At 70.7% G+C, this 15,095-nt stretch carries 14 protein-coding genes; 11 read left to right on the top strand and 3 right to left on the bottom strand.

Annotated features, from left to right (window positions below; genetic code table 11):
• Positions 1-6 precede the first annotated feature (6 nt).
• The 7 genes from ACFYQ5_RS32065 to ACFYQ5_RS32035 all read left to right on the top strand — a co-directional run bounded on the left by ACFYQ5_RS32065 (position 7) and on the right by ACFYQ5_RS32035 (position 8,738).
• Complete coding sequence (locus ACFYQ5_RS32065) at positions 7-909, top strand: oxidoreductase (protein WP_389202673.1); 903 nt, start codon at positions 7-9, stop codon at positions 907-909.
• 641 nt (positions 910-1,550) lie between these two features.
• Entirely contained in the window at positions 1,551-1,859 is a 309-nt protein-coding gene (locus ACFYQ5_RS32060) for a hypothetical protein (protein WP_014047394.1), read from the top strand.
• A 194-nt stretch (positions 1,860-2,053) separates the two neighbouring features.
• Positions 2,054-2,920 (top strand): hypothetical protein, encoded by an 867-nt coding sequence (locus ACFYQ5_RS32055; RefSeq protein ID WP_389202672.1) that lies wholly within the window; start codon positions 2,054-2,056, stop codon positions 2,918-2,920.
• Entirely contained in the window at positions 2,910-4,235 is a 1,326-nt protein-coding gene (locus tag ACFYQ5_RS32050) for a hypothetical protein (RefSeq protein ID WP_389202670.1), read from the top strand. The genes ACFYQ5_RS32055 and ACFYQ5_RS32050 overlap by 11 nt, the downstream gene beginning before the upstream one ends.
• The gene (locus ACFYQ5_RS32045; RefSeq protein ID WP_389202668.1) at positions 4,232-5,782 is read left to right on the top strand and encodes an SCO6880 family protein; all 1,551 of its coding nucleotides are present in this window, start codon (positions 4,232-4,234) and stop codon (positions 5,780-5,782) included. Before ACFYQ5_RS32050 ends, ACFYQ5_RS32045 begins: the two co-directional genes overlap by 4 nt.
• A gap of 18 nt (positions 5,783-5,800) precedes the next feature.
• On the top strand, positions 5,801-7,219 hold the full coding sequence (locus tag ACFYQ5_RS32040) for an ATP-binding protein (RefSeq protein WP_351283379.1): 1,419 nt from the start codon (positions 5,801-5,803) through the stop codon (positions 7,217-7,219).
• 1 nt (position 7,220) lies between these two features.
• Positions 7,221-8,738: a type IV secretory system conjugative DNA transfer family protein gene (locus tag ACFYQ5_RS32035; protein WP_389202666.1), complete on the top strand. Its 1,518-nt coding sequence runs from the start codon at positions 7,221-7,223 to the stop codon at positions 8,736-8,738.
• Between the two features lie 22 nt (positions 8,739-8,760).
• On the opposite strand, the gene ACFYQ5_RS32030 is transcribed toward ACFYQ5_RS32035, so the two are convergent.
• Complete coding sequence (locus tag ACFYQ5_RS32030; protein WP_389202664.1) at positions 8,761-9,327, bottom strand: GNAT family N-acetyltransferase; 567 nt, start codon at positions 9,325-9,327, stop codon at positions 8,761-8,763.
• Between the two features lie 208 nt (positions 9,328-9,535).
• Here ACFYQ5_RS32030 and ACFYQ5_RS32025 point away from each other — a divergent pair, with 208 nt between their 5' ends.
• The 4 genes from ACFYQ5_RS32025 to ACFYQ5_RS32010 are packed head-to-tail and all read left to right on the top strand — an operon-like array spanning position 9,536 to position 13,218.
• Positions 9,536-10,462 (top strand): ATP-binding cassette domain-containing protein, encoded by a 927-nt coding sequence (locus tag ACFYQ5_RS32025; RefSeq protein WP_389202663.1) that lies wholly within the window; start codon positions 9,536-9,538, stop codon positions 10,460-10,462.
• Positions 10,459-11,250, top strand: coding sequence for an ABC transporter permease (locus tag ACFYQ5_RS32020; RefSeq protein WP_389202662.1), 792 nt, complete (start codon positions 10,459-10,461; stop codon positions 11,248-11,250). The genes ACFYQ5_RS32025 and ACFYQ5_RS32020 overlap by 4 nt, the downstream gene beginning before the upstream one ends.
• A 28-nt stretch (positions 11,251-11,278) precedes the next feature.
• Positions 11,279-12,553 carry a sensor histidine kinase gene (locus ACFYQ5_RS32015; RefSeq protein WP_389202660.1) on the top strand — a complete coding sequence of 425 codons (1,275 nt, stop codon included), beginning with the start codon at positions 11,279-11,281 and terminating at the stop codon, positions 12,551-12,553.
• Positions 12,550-13,218: a response regulator gene (locus ACFYQ5_RS32010; protein ID WP_389202658.1), complete on the top strand. Its 669-nt coding sequence runs from the start codon at positions 12,550-12,552 to the stop codon at positions 13,216-13,218. Before ACFYQ5_RS32015 ends, ACFYQ5_RS32010 begins: the two co-directional genes overlap by 4 nt.
• A gap of 7 nt (positions 13,219-13,225) precedes the next feature.
• Here the strand turns inward: ACFYQ5_RS32010 and ACFYQ5_RS32005 are convergent, their stop codons facing one another.
• Both ACFYQ5_RS32005 and ACFYQ5_RS32000 read right to left on the bottom strand, forming a co-directional pair.
• Complete coding sequence (locus ACFYQ5_RS32005; protein WP_389202829.1) at positions 13,226-14,464, bottom strand: RNA polymerase sigma factor; 1,239 nt, start codon at positions 14,462-14,464, stop codon at positions 13,226-13,228.
• A gap of 8 nt (positions 14,465-14,472) precedes the next feature.
• On the bottom strand, positions 14,473-14,880 hold the full coding sequence (locus ACFYQ5_RS32000) for a YciI family protein (RefSeq protein WP_389202656.1): 408 nt from the start codon (positions 14,878-14,880) through the stop codon (positions 14,473-14,475).
• Between the last annotated feature and the right edge of the window lie 215 nt (positions 14,881-15,095).

Genomic DNA, 15,095 nt, shown 5'->3' with positions numbered 1-15,095 from the left:
AATCCGATGATGCCCTCACCATCGGAAACGATCACCGCATCGGCCTCCGGCACCTGGACTCTCGGCGACCTGACGGTCAACCGCCTCGGCTTCGGCTCGATGCGCCTCCCCCAGAACGGCACGGCGTTCGCCGACGGCCCATCCAGCGACCGGGACCGCGCCCTGCACGTCCTGCGCCGCGCCGTCGAGCTCGGCGTGAACCACATCGACACCGCCGCCTTCTACTTCTCGCCGCTGCGGTCCGCCAACGAGCTCATCAACAGCGCGCTCGCCCCGTACGCCGACGACCTGGTCATCACCACCAAGGTCGGCCCCGGACGGGACCCCTCCGGCGCGTGGACCTGGGCCACTCCGGAGCAGCTGCGCGGCCAGGTCGAGGAGAACCTGCGCCAGCTCGGCCGTGACCACCTGGACGTGGTGAACCTGCGCCTCGCCAGGAGCCAGGCCTCCGCATCGGTCGCCGATCACTTCGGCGCGCTGGCCGAACTCCGCGAGGCCGGACTCATCCGCCACCTGGGCATCTCCCACACCACACCGGAACAGGTCGCCGAGGCCCGGACCATCGCGCCCGTCGTCTGCGTACAGAACGCGTACGGCATCGAGTCCCCGGCCGAGGACCATGCCTTCCTGCGCGCCTGCGGTGACCAGGGCATCGCCTTCGTACCGTTCTTCGCCATCGCCGGCGCGGGGCGCGAGGAAGGCTCGAACGACGCCCGGAGCGAGGCGGTGCTGACCGTCGCCCGCAGCCACGGGGCGACGCCCGCCCAGGTGCGGCTGGCCTGGACGCTCCACCAAGGACCCCATGTACTGGCCATCCCCGGCACCGGCAACCCGGACCACCTCGCCGAGAACGTGGCCGCCGGGGCACTCCGGCTCAGCGAGGAGGACCTCGCCCTCCTCGCGCCATGAACGGGGCCCGCACCCGGACGCCTGGCCGAACGCACGGACGGGTGCCGGCCGGTGCCATCGACGTGGCCGCCGACCACGAGCTGGACATCACCGTCGCGGCTGACCGCAGCCGGCGATGGAAGGACGAGCGGTCGTTCGCCGAGTCGAGGGCGTTCCCGTTCGACGGCCCCTGGGCGACTTCAAGCCACCGCCCCGCTGGACCACCCTTCGCCGGGACCCCTCACCCGTACGCACGGTGCTCGCTCGCACCGCGCTCCGACCGTCCGAGGCGCGAGGCCTTCCCCGCACGGAGCCTGATGACGCGTCGAGGCGAAGCCACCGGCGCGTACACGGCTCTCGAACAGCGCGTACGAATCCCCCGCGTCCCGTGAACGCGCCAACCTCACCGGGGCCCATGACCACCGTCATTGCTAGCCGTCACACCCCGTGATACACAGAGTAACCATGCGAGTAACCATGCATATGCGGGCGAATTCGGATGCGAGTCGCAGGTCAGGGCAGCTTCTCCGGTCAAACGTGCGAGATCCGGGTAAAGAGACCCGGGAAGGCGTCGTGCGATGCCGGTTTCATCAGCGAAGATAGAGGCTGACCCGTGTCGCACGGCACGGGCAGCGAACTACCCAACAGGGGCGGTGACTTACATGATCCTGGCAGCTGAAAAGGGCGACATCACCACCATCATCGGCGGAATCGCCCCGAACTGGGGGCCGTTCGGGACCCTGGGCAACGAAGCACGCATCATGATCGAAGTGGTGATGGCGGTCGCCATCCTGCTCTGTCTCGGTATCGCGATCTGGGGTGCGGCGAAACAGCGCATCGGCGCGACGGCGCTGCGCGACACCTTCAGCGCGGAACAGGGCAAGGGCCTCATCGTGGCGGGGCTGACCGGCGTCTTCATCATCGGATCGCTGGGCACGCTGTTCACCATCGTGTACGGGATGGCCGTCTGACCGACAGCCAGCCCCACAGCCCTGCCCCCGGGCACGTCCCAGCCCCCGTCCACCCCCACACCGTCCGTTCGTCGTGCCCACCGGCAGAGGTTGCGTCCCCTGATGTCGAGTCACCACACCGCGCTCACGCGGAAACCAGCAGCACTACCGTCGTACTACGCGGAACTGCACACGGCTGAGGGGGCGGGCGCGGCATGAGCCAGGGCGATGAGCGCGGCTACGGCGGCAACGAGCCGGGGGGCCGCACGGAAGACGCGTACAGCACCCTCGGCGGCACGCGCCAGACGCGCACGCGACTGCCCGGCGGTGACGACGGCGACGGCTACGGCCGCCGGCCCGCACGGAACACGCGCTCACTGGTCATGGTGGTGGGCGTGGTGGTCCTGCTGATCGCGGCGATCGCGTTCGCGAACCAGGGCGGGGGCGGCGCGTCGGACGCCGGCAACGAGAAGAAGTCGGACACGGCGGGGGCGGGCCCCACGGCCGCGACGGGCACGAAGCCGGTCACGGGCAAGAACGGCACGATCGCCTCCGGTTTCGCGCATGACGAGCAGGGGGCGCAGAGCGCGGCGGCGAATTACGCGGTGGCGCTGGGGTCTGCGGAGATGTTCGACAAGACGAAGCGTGACGGCATCCTGCAGGCCACCCACGACCCTGCCGTCGTAGCGTCTCTCCAAACCGACATGGCCAATGCCTACTCCGCCGCCTTCCTCACGAACGTCGGGCTGAACGAGGACGGCAGCACGCCCAACGGACTGACGTTCGTCTCCAGAACCATTCCAGTGGGGACAAAGGTCACAGCCCAGGGTCCGGACACCGCGAGCGTGGAGGTCTGGTGCACAGGTCTCGTCGGCATGGCAGGTCAGGGCTCTACCAAGCCCGTCACTGCCACCTGGTTCACCATCACCGAGAAGCTCAAGTGGGTCGGTGACGACTGGAAGATCGAGTCGTCGAGCCAGGCAGAGGGACCGACACCCGTCAACGGCGACAACCGGGCCTCGACTGCGGACGACATCGCCGGTGCGGTGGAGGAATACGGAGGCTTCACCTATGCCCGATAACCGCCGGTTCCGCGCTCTCTCACTCGCCGGGATCCTGGGGAGCTTGCCAGCAGCGACGATTGCCCTGGCATATCGTGCCCATGCTGCGCCCACACCCACACCGACTCCGTCGCCGAGTACCAGCGACAACCCCTGCGACCTCATCGTCGGGCTCGCCAAGGACTATTGCGAGGACGGCGAGGCCAGCTCAGGCACCCGCAGCACTCCCCCCATCACCGACGACGCCCTCGACCCCCTCTCCTCCCTGGCCCGAGGCTGCGCCGACGCCGCCGCGTACCTCGTCGGCAAGCTCAGCGAAGCCGTGGAGAGCACGGCGACCGTCGACTTCACCAACTCCACCTTCCGCACCCAGTACGCCGTCGTCTTCGCCGCCTCCACGATCCTCACCCTGGTCCTGTGGCTCTTCGCCGTGGCCAAGCGGGCGATCCGGGGCGTGCCGTTCACCACCGCGATCTCCGAGGCCATCGGTTTCCTCTGGCTCACGGTCCTGGCCTCGGCCTTCACCCCGCTCATCCTGTACGTGGTCGTCTCGGCCACCGACGGCGTCACCGAGGTCATCTCCGCCGCGACAGGCGGGCAGACCGATGTCTTCTTCGGATCGTTCGCCGAGGCGCTCAAGAGCGGAAAAGACATCGGCGGCGGGCCGATCATGCTGATCGTCGTCTCGCTCGTGTCGATCCTCGCCGCCGGAATCCTGTGGCTGGAGCTCGTGATCCGGGCCGCCCTGCTCTACGTGGGCGCCCTGCTGGGCGTCGTCGTGTACTCCGGGCTCGTCGACAAGAACATGTGGGGCCACGTCCGCCGCTGGGCGGGCATCATGATCGCGGTGATCATGGTGAAGCCGGTCATCGTCATCGTGCTCGGGCTCGCCGGGGCGCTCTCCGCGGACGACGGGCCCAACGCCTTCTCGGCCGTCGTCTCCGGCCTCGCCATCATCCTGCTGGCCATCTTCGCCTCCGCCATGATCTACCGCTTCGTGCCCGGCTTCGGCGACGAGATCCAGGGCGCCCGCACCAACCGCAAGCAGGCCACCGACGGCTCCCAGGCCGCCGCGATGATCAGCTCGCCCGCCGCTCTCGTCTCGCAGGGCATCAAGACCCACAGCGGCCGCAACGGCGGCGGTGAAGGCGGTGGCGGAGGCGGCGGTGCCCGGCCCGCCAACCCGGTCAGCGGTGGTGTCGCCGCCCACAGCTCCCGCTCTTCGGGAGGCGGCAGCGGTGCCGGGCCCACCTCCGGCACCCCCCACGGCAGCCGCTCCCCACGAGGCGGTTCAGGCAGCACAGGTAACACGAGCACAGGAGGTGGAGGGCGTTGACGACCCCGTCCCACACGATCGCGCCCCGCCGTACGTACCTCATCGGCCGCGCCCGGCCGAACGCGATCGTCGGCAAGAACCGTGAGACGGGCGAGATCGCGCTGATCATCGTCGGGGCGTTCCTCGGCATGATGAGCGGACTCCTCGTCCCGGTCCTCTCCCTGCGGATCGTGGCGCTCGTGGGCTTCCCCATGCTTGCCCTCGCCGTCGTGTACTTCCCGTACAAGGGCCGCACCTTCTACAAGTGGTTCGAGATCAACCGCAGCTTCAAGCGCACCCTGCGCCGCGGCACCGCCTACCGCTCCGCCGCCATCGAGGCCGGGGTCAGCGCCGACGGGCGCGAGGTGGAGATCGGGCCGCCGCCCGGCATCGGCCGGATCAGCTGGCTCGCCGCGCCGTTCGGCCCCGACGAGATCGCCGTACTGCTGCACGCGGACCGGCGGACGGTCACCGCGGCCATCGAGATCGAGGGCCCCGGGGTCGGCCTCCGCGACAGCGAGGACCAGGAGGCCCTGGTCGACCGCTTCGGCACCCTGCTCAAGCACGTGGCCAACGGCGACGGCTTCGTGACGCGCCTTCAGATGCTGGCCCGTACGCTGCCCGCCGACCCCGACGCGCACGCCAAGGACGTCGCCCAGCGCGGTGACCGGTCAGCGCCCGGCTGGCTCCAGGAGTCCTACGACCAGCTCCAGTCGATGGTCTCCACCTCCAGCGAGCAGCACCGCGCCTACCTCGTCGCCTGCATGCACTACAGCCGTGACCTGGCCGCCGAGGCCAACGCCATGGCCCGTGCCATCCGTCCCCAGGGCGGCCGCAGGATCGACCGTGACGCGGGCCTCGCCGTCGTCATGGCCCGCGAGCTGACCGACATCTGCGCCCGGCTCGCCGAGGCCGACATCCGGGTCCGGCAGCCGCTCGGCCAGAGCCGGCTGGCCTCGCTCGTGCACTCGATGTACGACCCGGACCACCCCATCGACCACATCCAGGCGATGACGAAGCGCAACGCCTGGCCGGCCGAACTGGACGCGGTCGAGCCGACGTTCCTGCAGGCCAAGACCCGTGAGTCGACGACCCGCGCCCCGTGGTGCCACTCGACGGCCTGGGTGAAGGAATGGCCGATGACGCCCGTCGGCGTCAACTTCCTGGCCCCTCTCCTCGTCCACACGCCCGACGTGATCCGTACGGTCGCGGTCACCATGGACCTCGAACCCACCGAGGTCGCCATCGAGCGGATGCTGACGGAGAAGACCAACGACGACGCCGAGGCGAGCCGCCAGGCCAAGATGAACCGCACGGTCGACCCCCGCGACATCGCCGCCCACGGCCGGCTCGACCAGCGGGGTGAAGATCTGGCGAGCGGCGCCGCCGGGGTGAATCTGGTGGGGTACATCACCGTGTCGTCCCGGTCCCCCGAGGCACTCGCCCGCGACAAGCGGACGATCCGGGCCTCGGCCGGCAAGTCGTACCTGAAGCTGGAGTGGTGCGACCGGGAGCACCACCGTGCCTTCGTGAACACCTTGCCGTTCGCCACCGGCATCCGTCGCTAACGAGAGGGCAGTCACGCCATGCGAGATCCGCTGTCCGCGTTGTCGGATGCCTTCACCGCCTTCCTCTTCGGCAACGTGGAGACGACCCGTCTGCCGGTGCGTACGTCGACCGGCCAGGCCCAGGCCGTCTACCTGCCGACCGCCGCGCCCGGCCTCGGCGACTCCGGCGTGATCATCGGGCGTGAGGTGTACTCGGGCAAGGGCTACATCTACGACCCGTTCCAGCTGTACGGCCAGCAGCTCCCCGCCCCGCACTGGCTGGTGCTCGGCGAGTCCGGCAACGGCAAGTCGGCGCTGGAGAAGACCTATGTGCTCCGCCAGCTCCGTTTCCGCGACCGCCAGGTCGTCGTCCTGGACGCCCAGGGCGAGGACGGCGTCGGCGAGTGGAACCTCATCGCCCAGGAACTGGGCATCACGCCCATCCGGCTCGACCCGACCGCCGCGCTGAACGACGGTATCCGGCTGAACCCCCTCGACCCGTCGATCACCACGACCGGCCAGCTCGCCCTGCTCCGCACGATCATCGAGGTCGCCATGGGTCATGGCCTCGACGAGCGGTCCGGCTTCGCGCTCAAGGTCGCCCACGCGTACGTCAACGACACCATCCTCGACCGCCAGCCGGTCCTGATGGACATCGTGGAGCAGCTCCGCCACCCGAAGCCCGAGTCCGCCGAAGCGATGAACGTGGACATAGACGACGTACGGGCCTGGGGCCTGGACGTCGCCCTCGTCCTGGACCGGCTCGTCGACGGTGACCTGCGCGGCATGTTCGACGGCCCGACCACGATCGGCATCGACCTCGACGCCCCCCTGATCGTCTTCGACCTCTCGCACATCGACCGGAACTCCATCGCGATGCCGATCCTCATGGCGATCGTCGGCGTGTGGCTGGAGCACACGTGGATCAGGCCCGACCGCAAGAAGCGCATCTTCCTGGTCGAAGAGGCCTGGCACATCATCAACTCCCCTTTCGTCGCCCAGCTCTTCCAGCGTCTGCTGAAGTTCGGACGACGTCTCGGGCTGTCCTTCGTGGCGGTCGTCCACCACCTCAGCGACGTCGTCGACGGGGCAGCGGCGAAGGAGGCGGCGGCCATCCTGAAGATGGCCTCCACCCGCACGATCTACGCCCAGAAGGCAGACGAGGCCAGAGCGACGGGCAAGGTCATCGGTCTGCCCAGGTGGGCGGTCGAGATCATCCCGACGCTGACCCCGGGCATCGCCGTGTGGGACGTCAACGGCAACGTCCAGGTCGTCAAGCACCTGATCACCGAGGCCGAACGCCCCCTGGTCTTCACCGACCGCGCGATGACCGAGGGCTCCGCCATGGACCTCCTCCCCGAAGACGTACGGGCCGCGGAGCTGGAGGCGGAGCAGCGGGCGGCGCGGATCGAGAACCAGCAACGGCTGAACGAGTCGTCCGAGTCAACGGTGGCATGACATGGCACGCCAGGCACCATCCGGTCCGGGGCACGGCGGCGAGGGCCGCCAGGGTGGCATCCCGGACGGCATGCTGCTCGGCCTGCTGGCCTTCCTCTTCGGGCTGACGGTCCTGGCGTGGACGGCCACGGGCCTGGCCGGACTGTTCGCCCACGGGGGCTGGCCGGACAACATCACGTTCACGCGGACGCCACTGGCCCTGCGCGCCCTGGTCGTCGAACCGACGAACCTGCCGGGCGCCTGGCCGGACACCCCGCCGGGCGACCTCTCGGGATACGGGCTGTTCTGGGGCCTGTTCATCGGCGAGGTGATGGTGCTCCTGGTGCTGACGGTGTTCGCGGTAGGGGTGGTGACGCGCTGGCGGCTGGTACGGAAACAGCGGAGCGCGGCAGCTCCCGCCGAAACACCCGCGACGCCGACACCCGCTCCGGCGGCTGCTGCTCCCGTGACGGCTGCTCCGGCTGCCACTGCTCAGACTCCGGCTGCTCCGGCACAGGCGCCCGTCGACGCCGTTCCCGCCCCGGCCCCCGCCGCGCCCCTCACCGCGTACGCGCGGGAGGCCACCCCACTCGTCCCCACGCCCCGCACCCCACACGTCCTCTACGGCGCCGCCGCCACCCGCCGCCCCACTGTCGTCCAGGCCATCCGGGACGCGGACGGCCCCGCCCTGGTCGTGACCTCGGACCCCACCGTCTGGGCCGAGACGAAGGACGCCCGCGGCAAACTCGGCCCCGTCCTCGTCTACGACCCGGGCCACCTCTGCGACACCCCGGCCCGCCTCCACTGGGCACCCACCGCCGGCTGCGAGGACCCCGCCACCGCTGCTTCCCGGGCGGCCGCTCTCCTCACCCCGGTCCGCCCCCTGGCCAGGATCGATGCGGCCGTCGCCGACACCGCCCAGACCCTGCTCCAGTGCTGGCTGCACGCCGCTGCCGTGGGCGGCCGCCCCTTCCGCCAGGTCCACCGCTGGGCCTCCGGCGCCGGCGGCCACGAACCGGTGCGCCTGCTGCGTACCCACTCCAAGGCGGCGTCCGGGCTCGCCGGGCTCCTGGAGTCCGCGCTCACCGCCTACCCCGAACGCCGGGAGATGGCACAGGAACTGACCGTGCGGGCCTTCGCGGCCCTCTCCTCGGTCCATATCCGTGAGGCGTGCACACCCAACCGAGCCGACGCGCTCCTGCTGGATTCTTTTGCACGCGAAGGGGGAACGCTGTATGTGGTCGGTGAACCCATCGAGGATCCCCGCCACCACCCCGGTGCGATGCCCCTGCTCACCGCACTCGCCTCGCACGTGGTCGAGCACGGCCGCCGCATGGCCGTACGGTCAACCGACGGTCGGCTCGACCCACCAATGACGCTCGTCCTCGACGACGTCGCGGCCGTGGCTCCACTTCCCCAGCTTCCGGAGCTGCTGTCGGCCGGCCAGGGCCAGGGGATGCCCACCCTGGCCCTGCTCCGCTCCGAGGAACAGGCCCGAGCACGCTGGCGGGAACGCCTTCCGACGCCTGAACCGATCTGAACGCGCTGAACGAGCGGCCCAGCTATCCGCGCGACCTCCCAGGGCGGCGGATCTCGAACTCCAGCTCCAGGGACGTCGGATCACCCTCCATCAGCAGCGTCTCCCCGGTCGGGACGAAGCCGATCCGCCGGTAGCTGGCCGCGGCCCGCTCGTTCGCCTCGTGGACGTAGAGCCGCACCCGCTCCAGCGGCGGCCCCGTCAACGACCAGGACCAGTCGAGCGCCTCGCGGAACAGTGCGTCCACCACCCCGCGCCCCCGGTGCCCGGTCCGGACGAACACGCCCACCAGATGGGCCTGATCCACCACGGCCGCCTCCCCGAAGCCAGGTTCGCCCGCCGGCCGCTCGACGAGTGCCGTCACCGTTCCCGCCCACTGACCGCCGGGCGCCTCGGCGATGAACTGACGGCTGTGCTCCCCCACGGCAGCACCCGCCGTCCGTTCCTGCCAGAACACATCTGGCCTGCTCAGCGCGTGCTCGTACGTGTCCAGGAAGGCGATCGAGGCCGCCGGGTCCCGCAGCGCCGCCAGTCGGATCTCCTTGGCCCGCTGCCATTCCTCTGCCCGCACCGCACGCACGACGTAGTCCATCCGCCGATCGTGCCCCGCCGCCCCCACCACGGCAAACGACATACACCGCCCCGCCGAGCGGGCCGGACACGAAGCCGAACGCGACCCTCAACTCGGTGCCCCCGCTGACAGCGGCCCGCACCACCGTCGTACCCCGGTACTACGGCGCCCCTCGCCTCCAGCCCACGGTCGGACGACCGCCACGGGCGCGCTCCGTAGCGTCGACGCCATGATCAGGGCATACGAACTCACCAAACGGTACGGGGCCACCACCGTCGTCCACGGCCTCGACTTCACCGTCCGGCCGGGCACGGTCACCGGCTTCCTCGGCCCCAACGGCGCCGGCAAGTCGACCACCATGCGCATGCTGCTCGGTCTGGACACCCCCACCGGCGGCCGGTCCACCATCGGCGGCCGCGACTACACCACCCACCCCGCACCGCTCACCGAGGTAGGCGCCCTCCTGGAAGCCCGCTCGGTCCATCCGGGGCGCACCGCCTTCAACCACCTCATGGCGCTCGCCCACACCCACGGCATCCCCCGCAGCCGCGTCGAACACGTCCTGGACCTGGCCGGACTCACCGAAGCCGCCCACAAGAGGATCAAGGGCTTCTCCCTCGGCATGGGACAGCGCCTCGGCATCGCCGCCGCGCTCCTCGGCGACCCGGCGACCCTCATCCTGGACGAACCGGTCAACGGGCTGGACCCCGAAGGCGTCCTCTGGATCCGCACCCTGCTCACCTCCCTGGCGGCAGAGGGCCGTACCGTCCTCGTCTCCTCCCACCTCATGAGCGAAATGGCGCTCACCGCCGACCACCTGGTCATCATCGGCCGCGGCCGGCTCCTCGCCGACACCACCGTCGGCGAACTGATCCGCACCGCGGGCGGCGCCTCGGTCAAGGTCGTCACCCCACAGGCCGAACAGCTGCGCACCCTGCTGACCGGCCCCGGGGTACGGATCACCACCGGATCCGCCGACGAACTCACGGTCCACGGCGCCGACGCCGCCCATATCGGCCGCACGGCCGCCGACCACACCATCCCGCTGCACGAACTCACCCCGCAGACCGTGTCCCTGGAACAGGCCTTCATGGACCTCACCCAGGACGCCGTCGAGTACCGGACCGCCGCACCCCTGACGGGAGCCCACGCATGACCACCACCGCCACCGCGCCCTCCCCGTACCGCGTCACCCCACGCCGCGTCCTGCGCTCCGAGTGGCACAAACTCCGGTCCCTGCGCTCGACCTGGATCACGCTCCTGTCGGCGGCGGCCCTGGTGCTCGGCATCGGGCTCATCATGGGTGCCACCTACACCTCGGACGGCGGCGACTCCGACATCGACACCGTCGTCCTCGTCCTCTACGGCACACAGCTCGGCCAGATGTGCCTCGCGGTCCTCGGCATCCTGGTCACCGCCGGCGAGTACTCCTCCGGCATGATCCGTTCCTCACTCACCGTCGTACCGCGCCGGCTGCCGGTCCTGTGGGCCAAGGCAGCCGTCTTCACCACCGTCGCCTACAGCTCGATGCTCGCCACCGGACTGACCACCTTCCTCGCCGCCCAACTGCTCCTGAACGGAACCGACAAGGCCACCGGGCTCACCGAGCCGGGCGTCCTCGGAGCGATCGCGGGCAACGCCGCCGGCATCACCCTGCTCAGCCTGATCGCCCTCGGCCTCGGCGCCACCCTCCGCTCCGTGCCCGGCAGCATCGGCGCGTACATCGGCTGCGTCCTGATCCTGCCCGAGGTCCTCGGCATGCTTCCGTACGATGCCGTGGACAGCGCCCTGAAGTACTTCCCGACCCAGGCCGCGGGAGCGCTCGGCTCGGGAAGCCCGCTGCCCGGCGCCGCGAGCACCGGCGCCGCGCTGCTGGCCCTGTGCCTGTGGGCGGGCGCTTCACTGGCCGCCGGAGCGGTGCTCCTGCGCCGCAGGGACGCGTGACCCGGCGGCACGACGAGGAGGCTCAGCGGTGACGGACAGGGTGCGCGACGAAAAGAACCCGCCTCCCGGGCACCTGACCCCCGGCACCGCCCCGCTGACCTTGTACATCCAGGACCTCCTGCAACGGCTCCGGGCCTTCGACCACCGTCGGCCGACGCTCTGGGACATCACGGTCACCGGCTTCTGGGTCGTCGCCGCGGTACTCGACTACAGCACCGGAGGCTGGCGCACGGTCGCCCGCGACGTGGAGGTGCCGGAGCCTCTCGTCCTGCTGATGAGCCTGTGCTTCTCCGTGCCCCTGCTGTGGCGCCGCCGCCATCCGGTAGCCGTACTCGTCCTCATGGCACCGGTCTCCGTGCTCAACGTCTGGACGGGCGCCGTCGTCCAGGCCGCCTTGCTCCAGCTGATCCCCGCCTACACGATCGCCCTGCGGCTGCCCCTCGGCGCCCTGGCCAGCTCAGGCCTGCTGATGTGCCTGCCCGCGGCGGCCGGAGCGGTCCTGATACCCGGCACTGCGGACCGGCAACTCGTCTCCTACCTCTGGGCGTTCGCCTTCGTGACCCTGCTCGCCATCGCCGTGCGCACCCGACGGGAGTACACGGAGGCCCTCGTCGAACGCGCCCACCGGCTCGAACGCGAGCGAGACCAGCAGGCCCAGCTCGCGGCAGCCGCCGAACGCACCCGGATCGCCAGGGAGATGCACGACATCATCGGCCACAACCTCTCCGTCATCACCGGCCTGGCCGACGGCGGGGCGTACGCCGCGGCCAGGAGCCCGGAACGCGCGGCCCAGGCCCTCGAAGCCATCGGCACCACGAGCCGCCAGGCCCTGGCAGAACTTCGGCGCGTGCTCGGCGTCCTGCGCGAGCCGGCCCCGGCCGCCGAGCTCACGCCCCAGCCGTCACTCGCGGACCTCGACGCCCTGCTGACCGGCGTACGGGAGGCCGGACTGCCCGTACGGCTGACGGTCCACGGCAGTCCCCCGCCCGTCCCCGCCTCACCCGGCCGTCAGCTCGCCGTCTACCGCGTGGTCCAGGAGTCCCTCACCAACACCCTCAAGCACGCGGGACCCGATGCCGTCGCCGAGGTCACCCTCACGTACACGGCCACCGGCCTGGACGTGCTGGCCACGGATACGGGTGGGGCCGGCCCACGGGGGGCCGACGGCCCCGGCAGCGGACGCGGCATCAGCGGAATGCGCGAGCGCGCCTCGCTCCACAACGGCACACTCGAATCGGGCCCGCTCCCAACAGGCGGCTGGCAGACACGACTTCGCCTTCCCCTGGAGGACGCACCCCCGTGACCACGGTACTCATCGCCGACGACCAAGCCATGCAGCGCTTCGGTTTCCGCATGCTGCTGGAGAGCCAGGACGACATGACGGTCGTCGGTGAAGCCGCCAACGGCACGGAGGCGGTGAACCTCGTCGCCCGCCATCACCCGGACGTCGCCCTGATGGACATCCGGATGCCGGGACTCGACGGCATCGAGGCGACGCGCCGCATCATCACGTCCGGCGCCCGCACCCGGGTCCTCATCGTGACGACGTTCGACCTCGACGCGTACGCCTACGACGGCCTGCGGGCCGGCGCGAGCGGCTTCCTCGTCAGGGACGCGCTGCCGGAGGAACTCCTGTCCGGTATCCGTGCGGTCGCGGCCGGCGACGCGGTCGTCGCCCCGAGCCTCACCCGACGCCTCCTGGACACCTACCTGCACCATCTGCCGGCCACACCGGGCGACACCCCGGCCACGGGAGACGGGCGCATCTCCTCGCTGACGGAACGGGAGAGGGAAATCCTCACGGTCATCGGACAGGGATGGACGAACAACGAGATCGCCGCGCGCCTCCACCTCGCAGAATCAACAGTGAAGACGCACGTCACCCGCATCCTGGCCAAGACGGGGTCCAGGGACCGCGTCCAGGCCGTCATCCTGGCGTACGACACCCGACTGGTGAACCCGCGCTGATCGCGGATCAGCGAGACCGCCGGGCGTTGAGCCGGGCCGCCTGACGCGTCAGATGGTCGCGCTCGGCCAGGTTCGGAGCCTTCTGCGCCGCCTCGGCGTACAGCCGTGCCGCCGCCTCCAGGTCGCCGTCGCGCTCATGCAGGTACGCCGCCACCGCGGCATGGCGGGGGACGGCGGATTCCCCGGGGAGAAGCCGGGAGCCTGGGGAAGAGCCGTCCAGCGCCGCGAGCGCCGCCAGACCGGCGCGCGGTCCGTCGGCCTCGCCGACGGCCACCGCACGGTTGAGCCGCACCACCGGGCTGTCGGTCAGGGCCACGAGCTCGTCGTACCACTCGACGATCTGCACCCAGTCGGTCTCCTCGGCGGTGCGCGCATCGGCGTGGAGTGCAGCGATGGCGGCCTGGGCCTGGAACTCGCCCAGCCGGTCGCGGGCGAGGGCCGCCTGCAGGATCTCGACACCCTCGGCGATCGTCCTGGTGTCCCACCGGCCCCGGTCCTGCTCGGCGAGCGGCACCAGGCTGCCATCGGGCGAGGTCCGGGCGGCGCGGCGCGCGTGGTGGAGGAGCATGAGAGCGAGCAGCCCCGCCACCTCGGGGTGGTCGATGGCGCCCGCGAGCTGCCGGGTGAGCCGGATGGCCTCGGCGGCGAGGTCGACGTCGCCGGAGTAGCCCTCGTTGAAGACCAGGTAGAGGACGCGCAGCACGGTCGCGACGTCGCCGGGCCGGTCGAACCTTCCCCGAGCTGTCGGCCTCTCCCCCGCTCCCGGCTTCTCTCGAGCCGGGGACACCCCGATGTGGGAGAGGGTGCGCTTGGCCCGGCTGATCCTCTGCGCCATCGTCGCCTCCGGCACCAGGTAGGCCTGGGCGATCTGGCGGGTGGTCAGCCCTCCGACAGCGCGCAGTGTCAGCGCGACCGCGGAGGACGACGTCAACGACGGATGGGCGCACAGGAAATAGAGCTGGAGCGTGTCGTCCACCGCCGGCGCGGGACCGGGCGCCGGCTCCTCGTCGACCAGTTCCTCACGCCGGCGGCGGGCGGAATCCGCCCGGGTCGCATCGAGGAACCGGCGCCAGGCCACCGTGACCAGCCAGCCCTTCGGGTCCCGCGGAGGATCGGCCGGCCAGACGCGGACCGCCTCGACCAGCGCGTCCTGCACGGCGTCCTCGGCCGCCGCGAAGTCTGCTCCGCGGCGGACGAGGATCCCGAGCACGCTCGGCGTGAGGCTTCGGAGCAGGAGCTCGTTCACCTGAGACGTCATTCCGTGATGGTGGGGGGCGCCGTCAGGAACGGACGCAGCTCGAGCCACTCGTGGATCGGCTGCCCGCCCGCACCAGGGGCGGCCGACAGTTCACCGGCCAGCTCGACGGCGCGCTCGTAGCTGTCGACGTCGATCACCATCCAGCCCGCGATGAGGTCCTTGGTCTCGGCGAACGGGCCGTCGGTGACCGGCGGTCGGCCCTCACCGTCGTACCGGACGAACGTCCCCTCGGGGGCGAGCGCCTGGCCGTCGACGAACTCGCCGGTCTTCTCGAGCCGGGCCGCGAAGTCGTTCATGTACTGCATGTGGGCCGAGATCTCCTCGGGTGTCCACCGGTCCATGGGCACGTCGTTGACCGCAGACGGGGCGCCCCGGTAGTGCTTCAGCAGCAGGTACTTGGCCATGGTGTCTCTCCTCCGTGCTGGTGCGGCCCTCATTGTGGCCGCCTTCACCACGGGGACGTAGCCAGGCACGCGTTCTCGACATCGTCGGCCGAACTTTTTTCGTGCCGTTTCGGCCCGTTCCGTCCTGTGAACGCAGAAAAGCCCCGTGCCACAAGGGCACGGGGCTTTCCCGGAATAATTGTTCGGCGGCGTCCTACTCTCCCACAGGGTCCCCC

This window comes from Streptomyces sp. NPDC005794, from assembly GCF_042871445.1.
Classification (GTDB): Bacteria; Actinomycetota; Actinomycetes; order Streptomycetales; family Streptomycetaceae; genus Streptomyces.
This window is presented reverse-complemented; position numbering and strand designations above follow the sequence as displayed.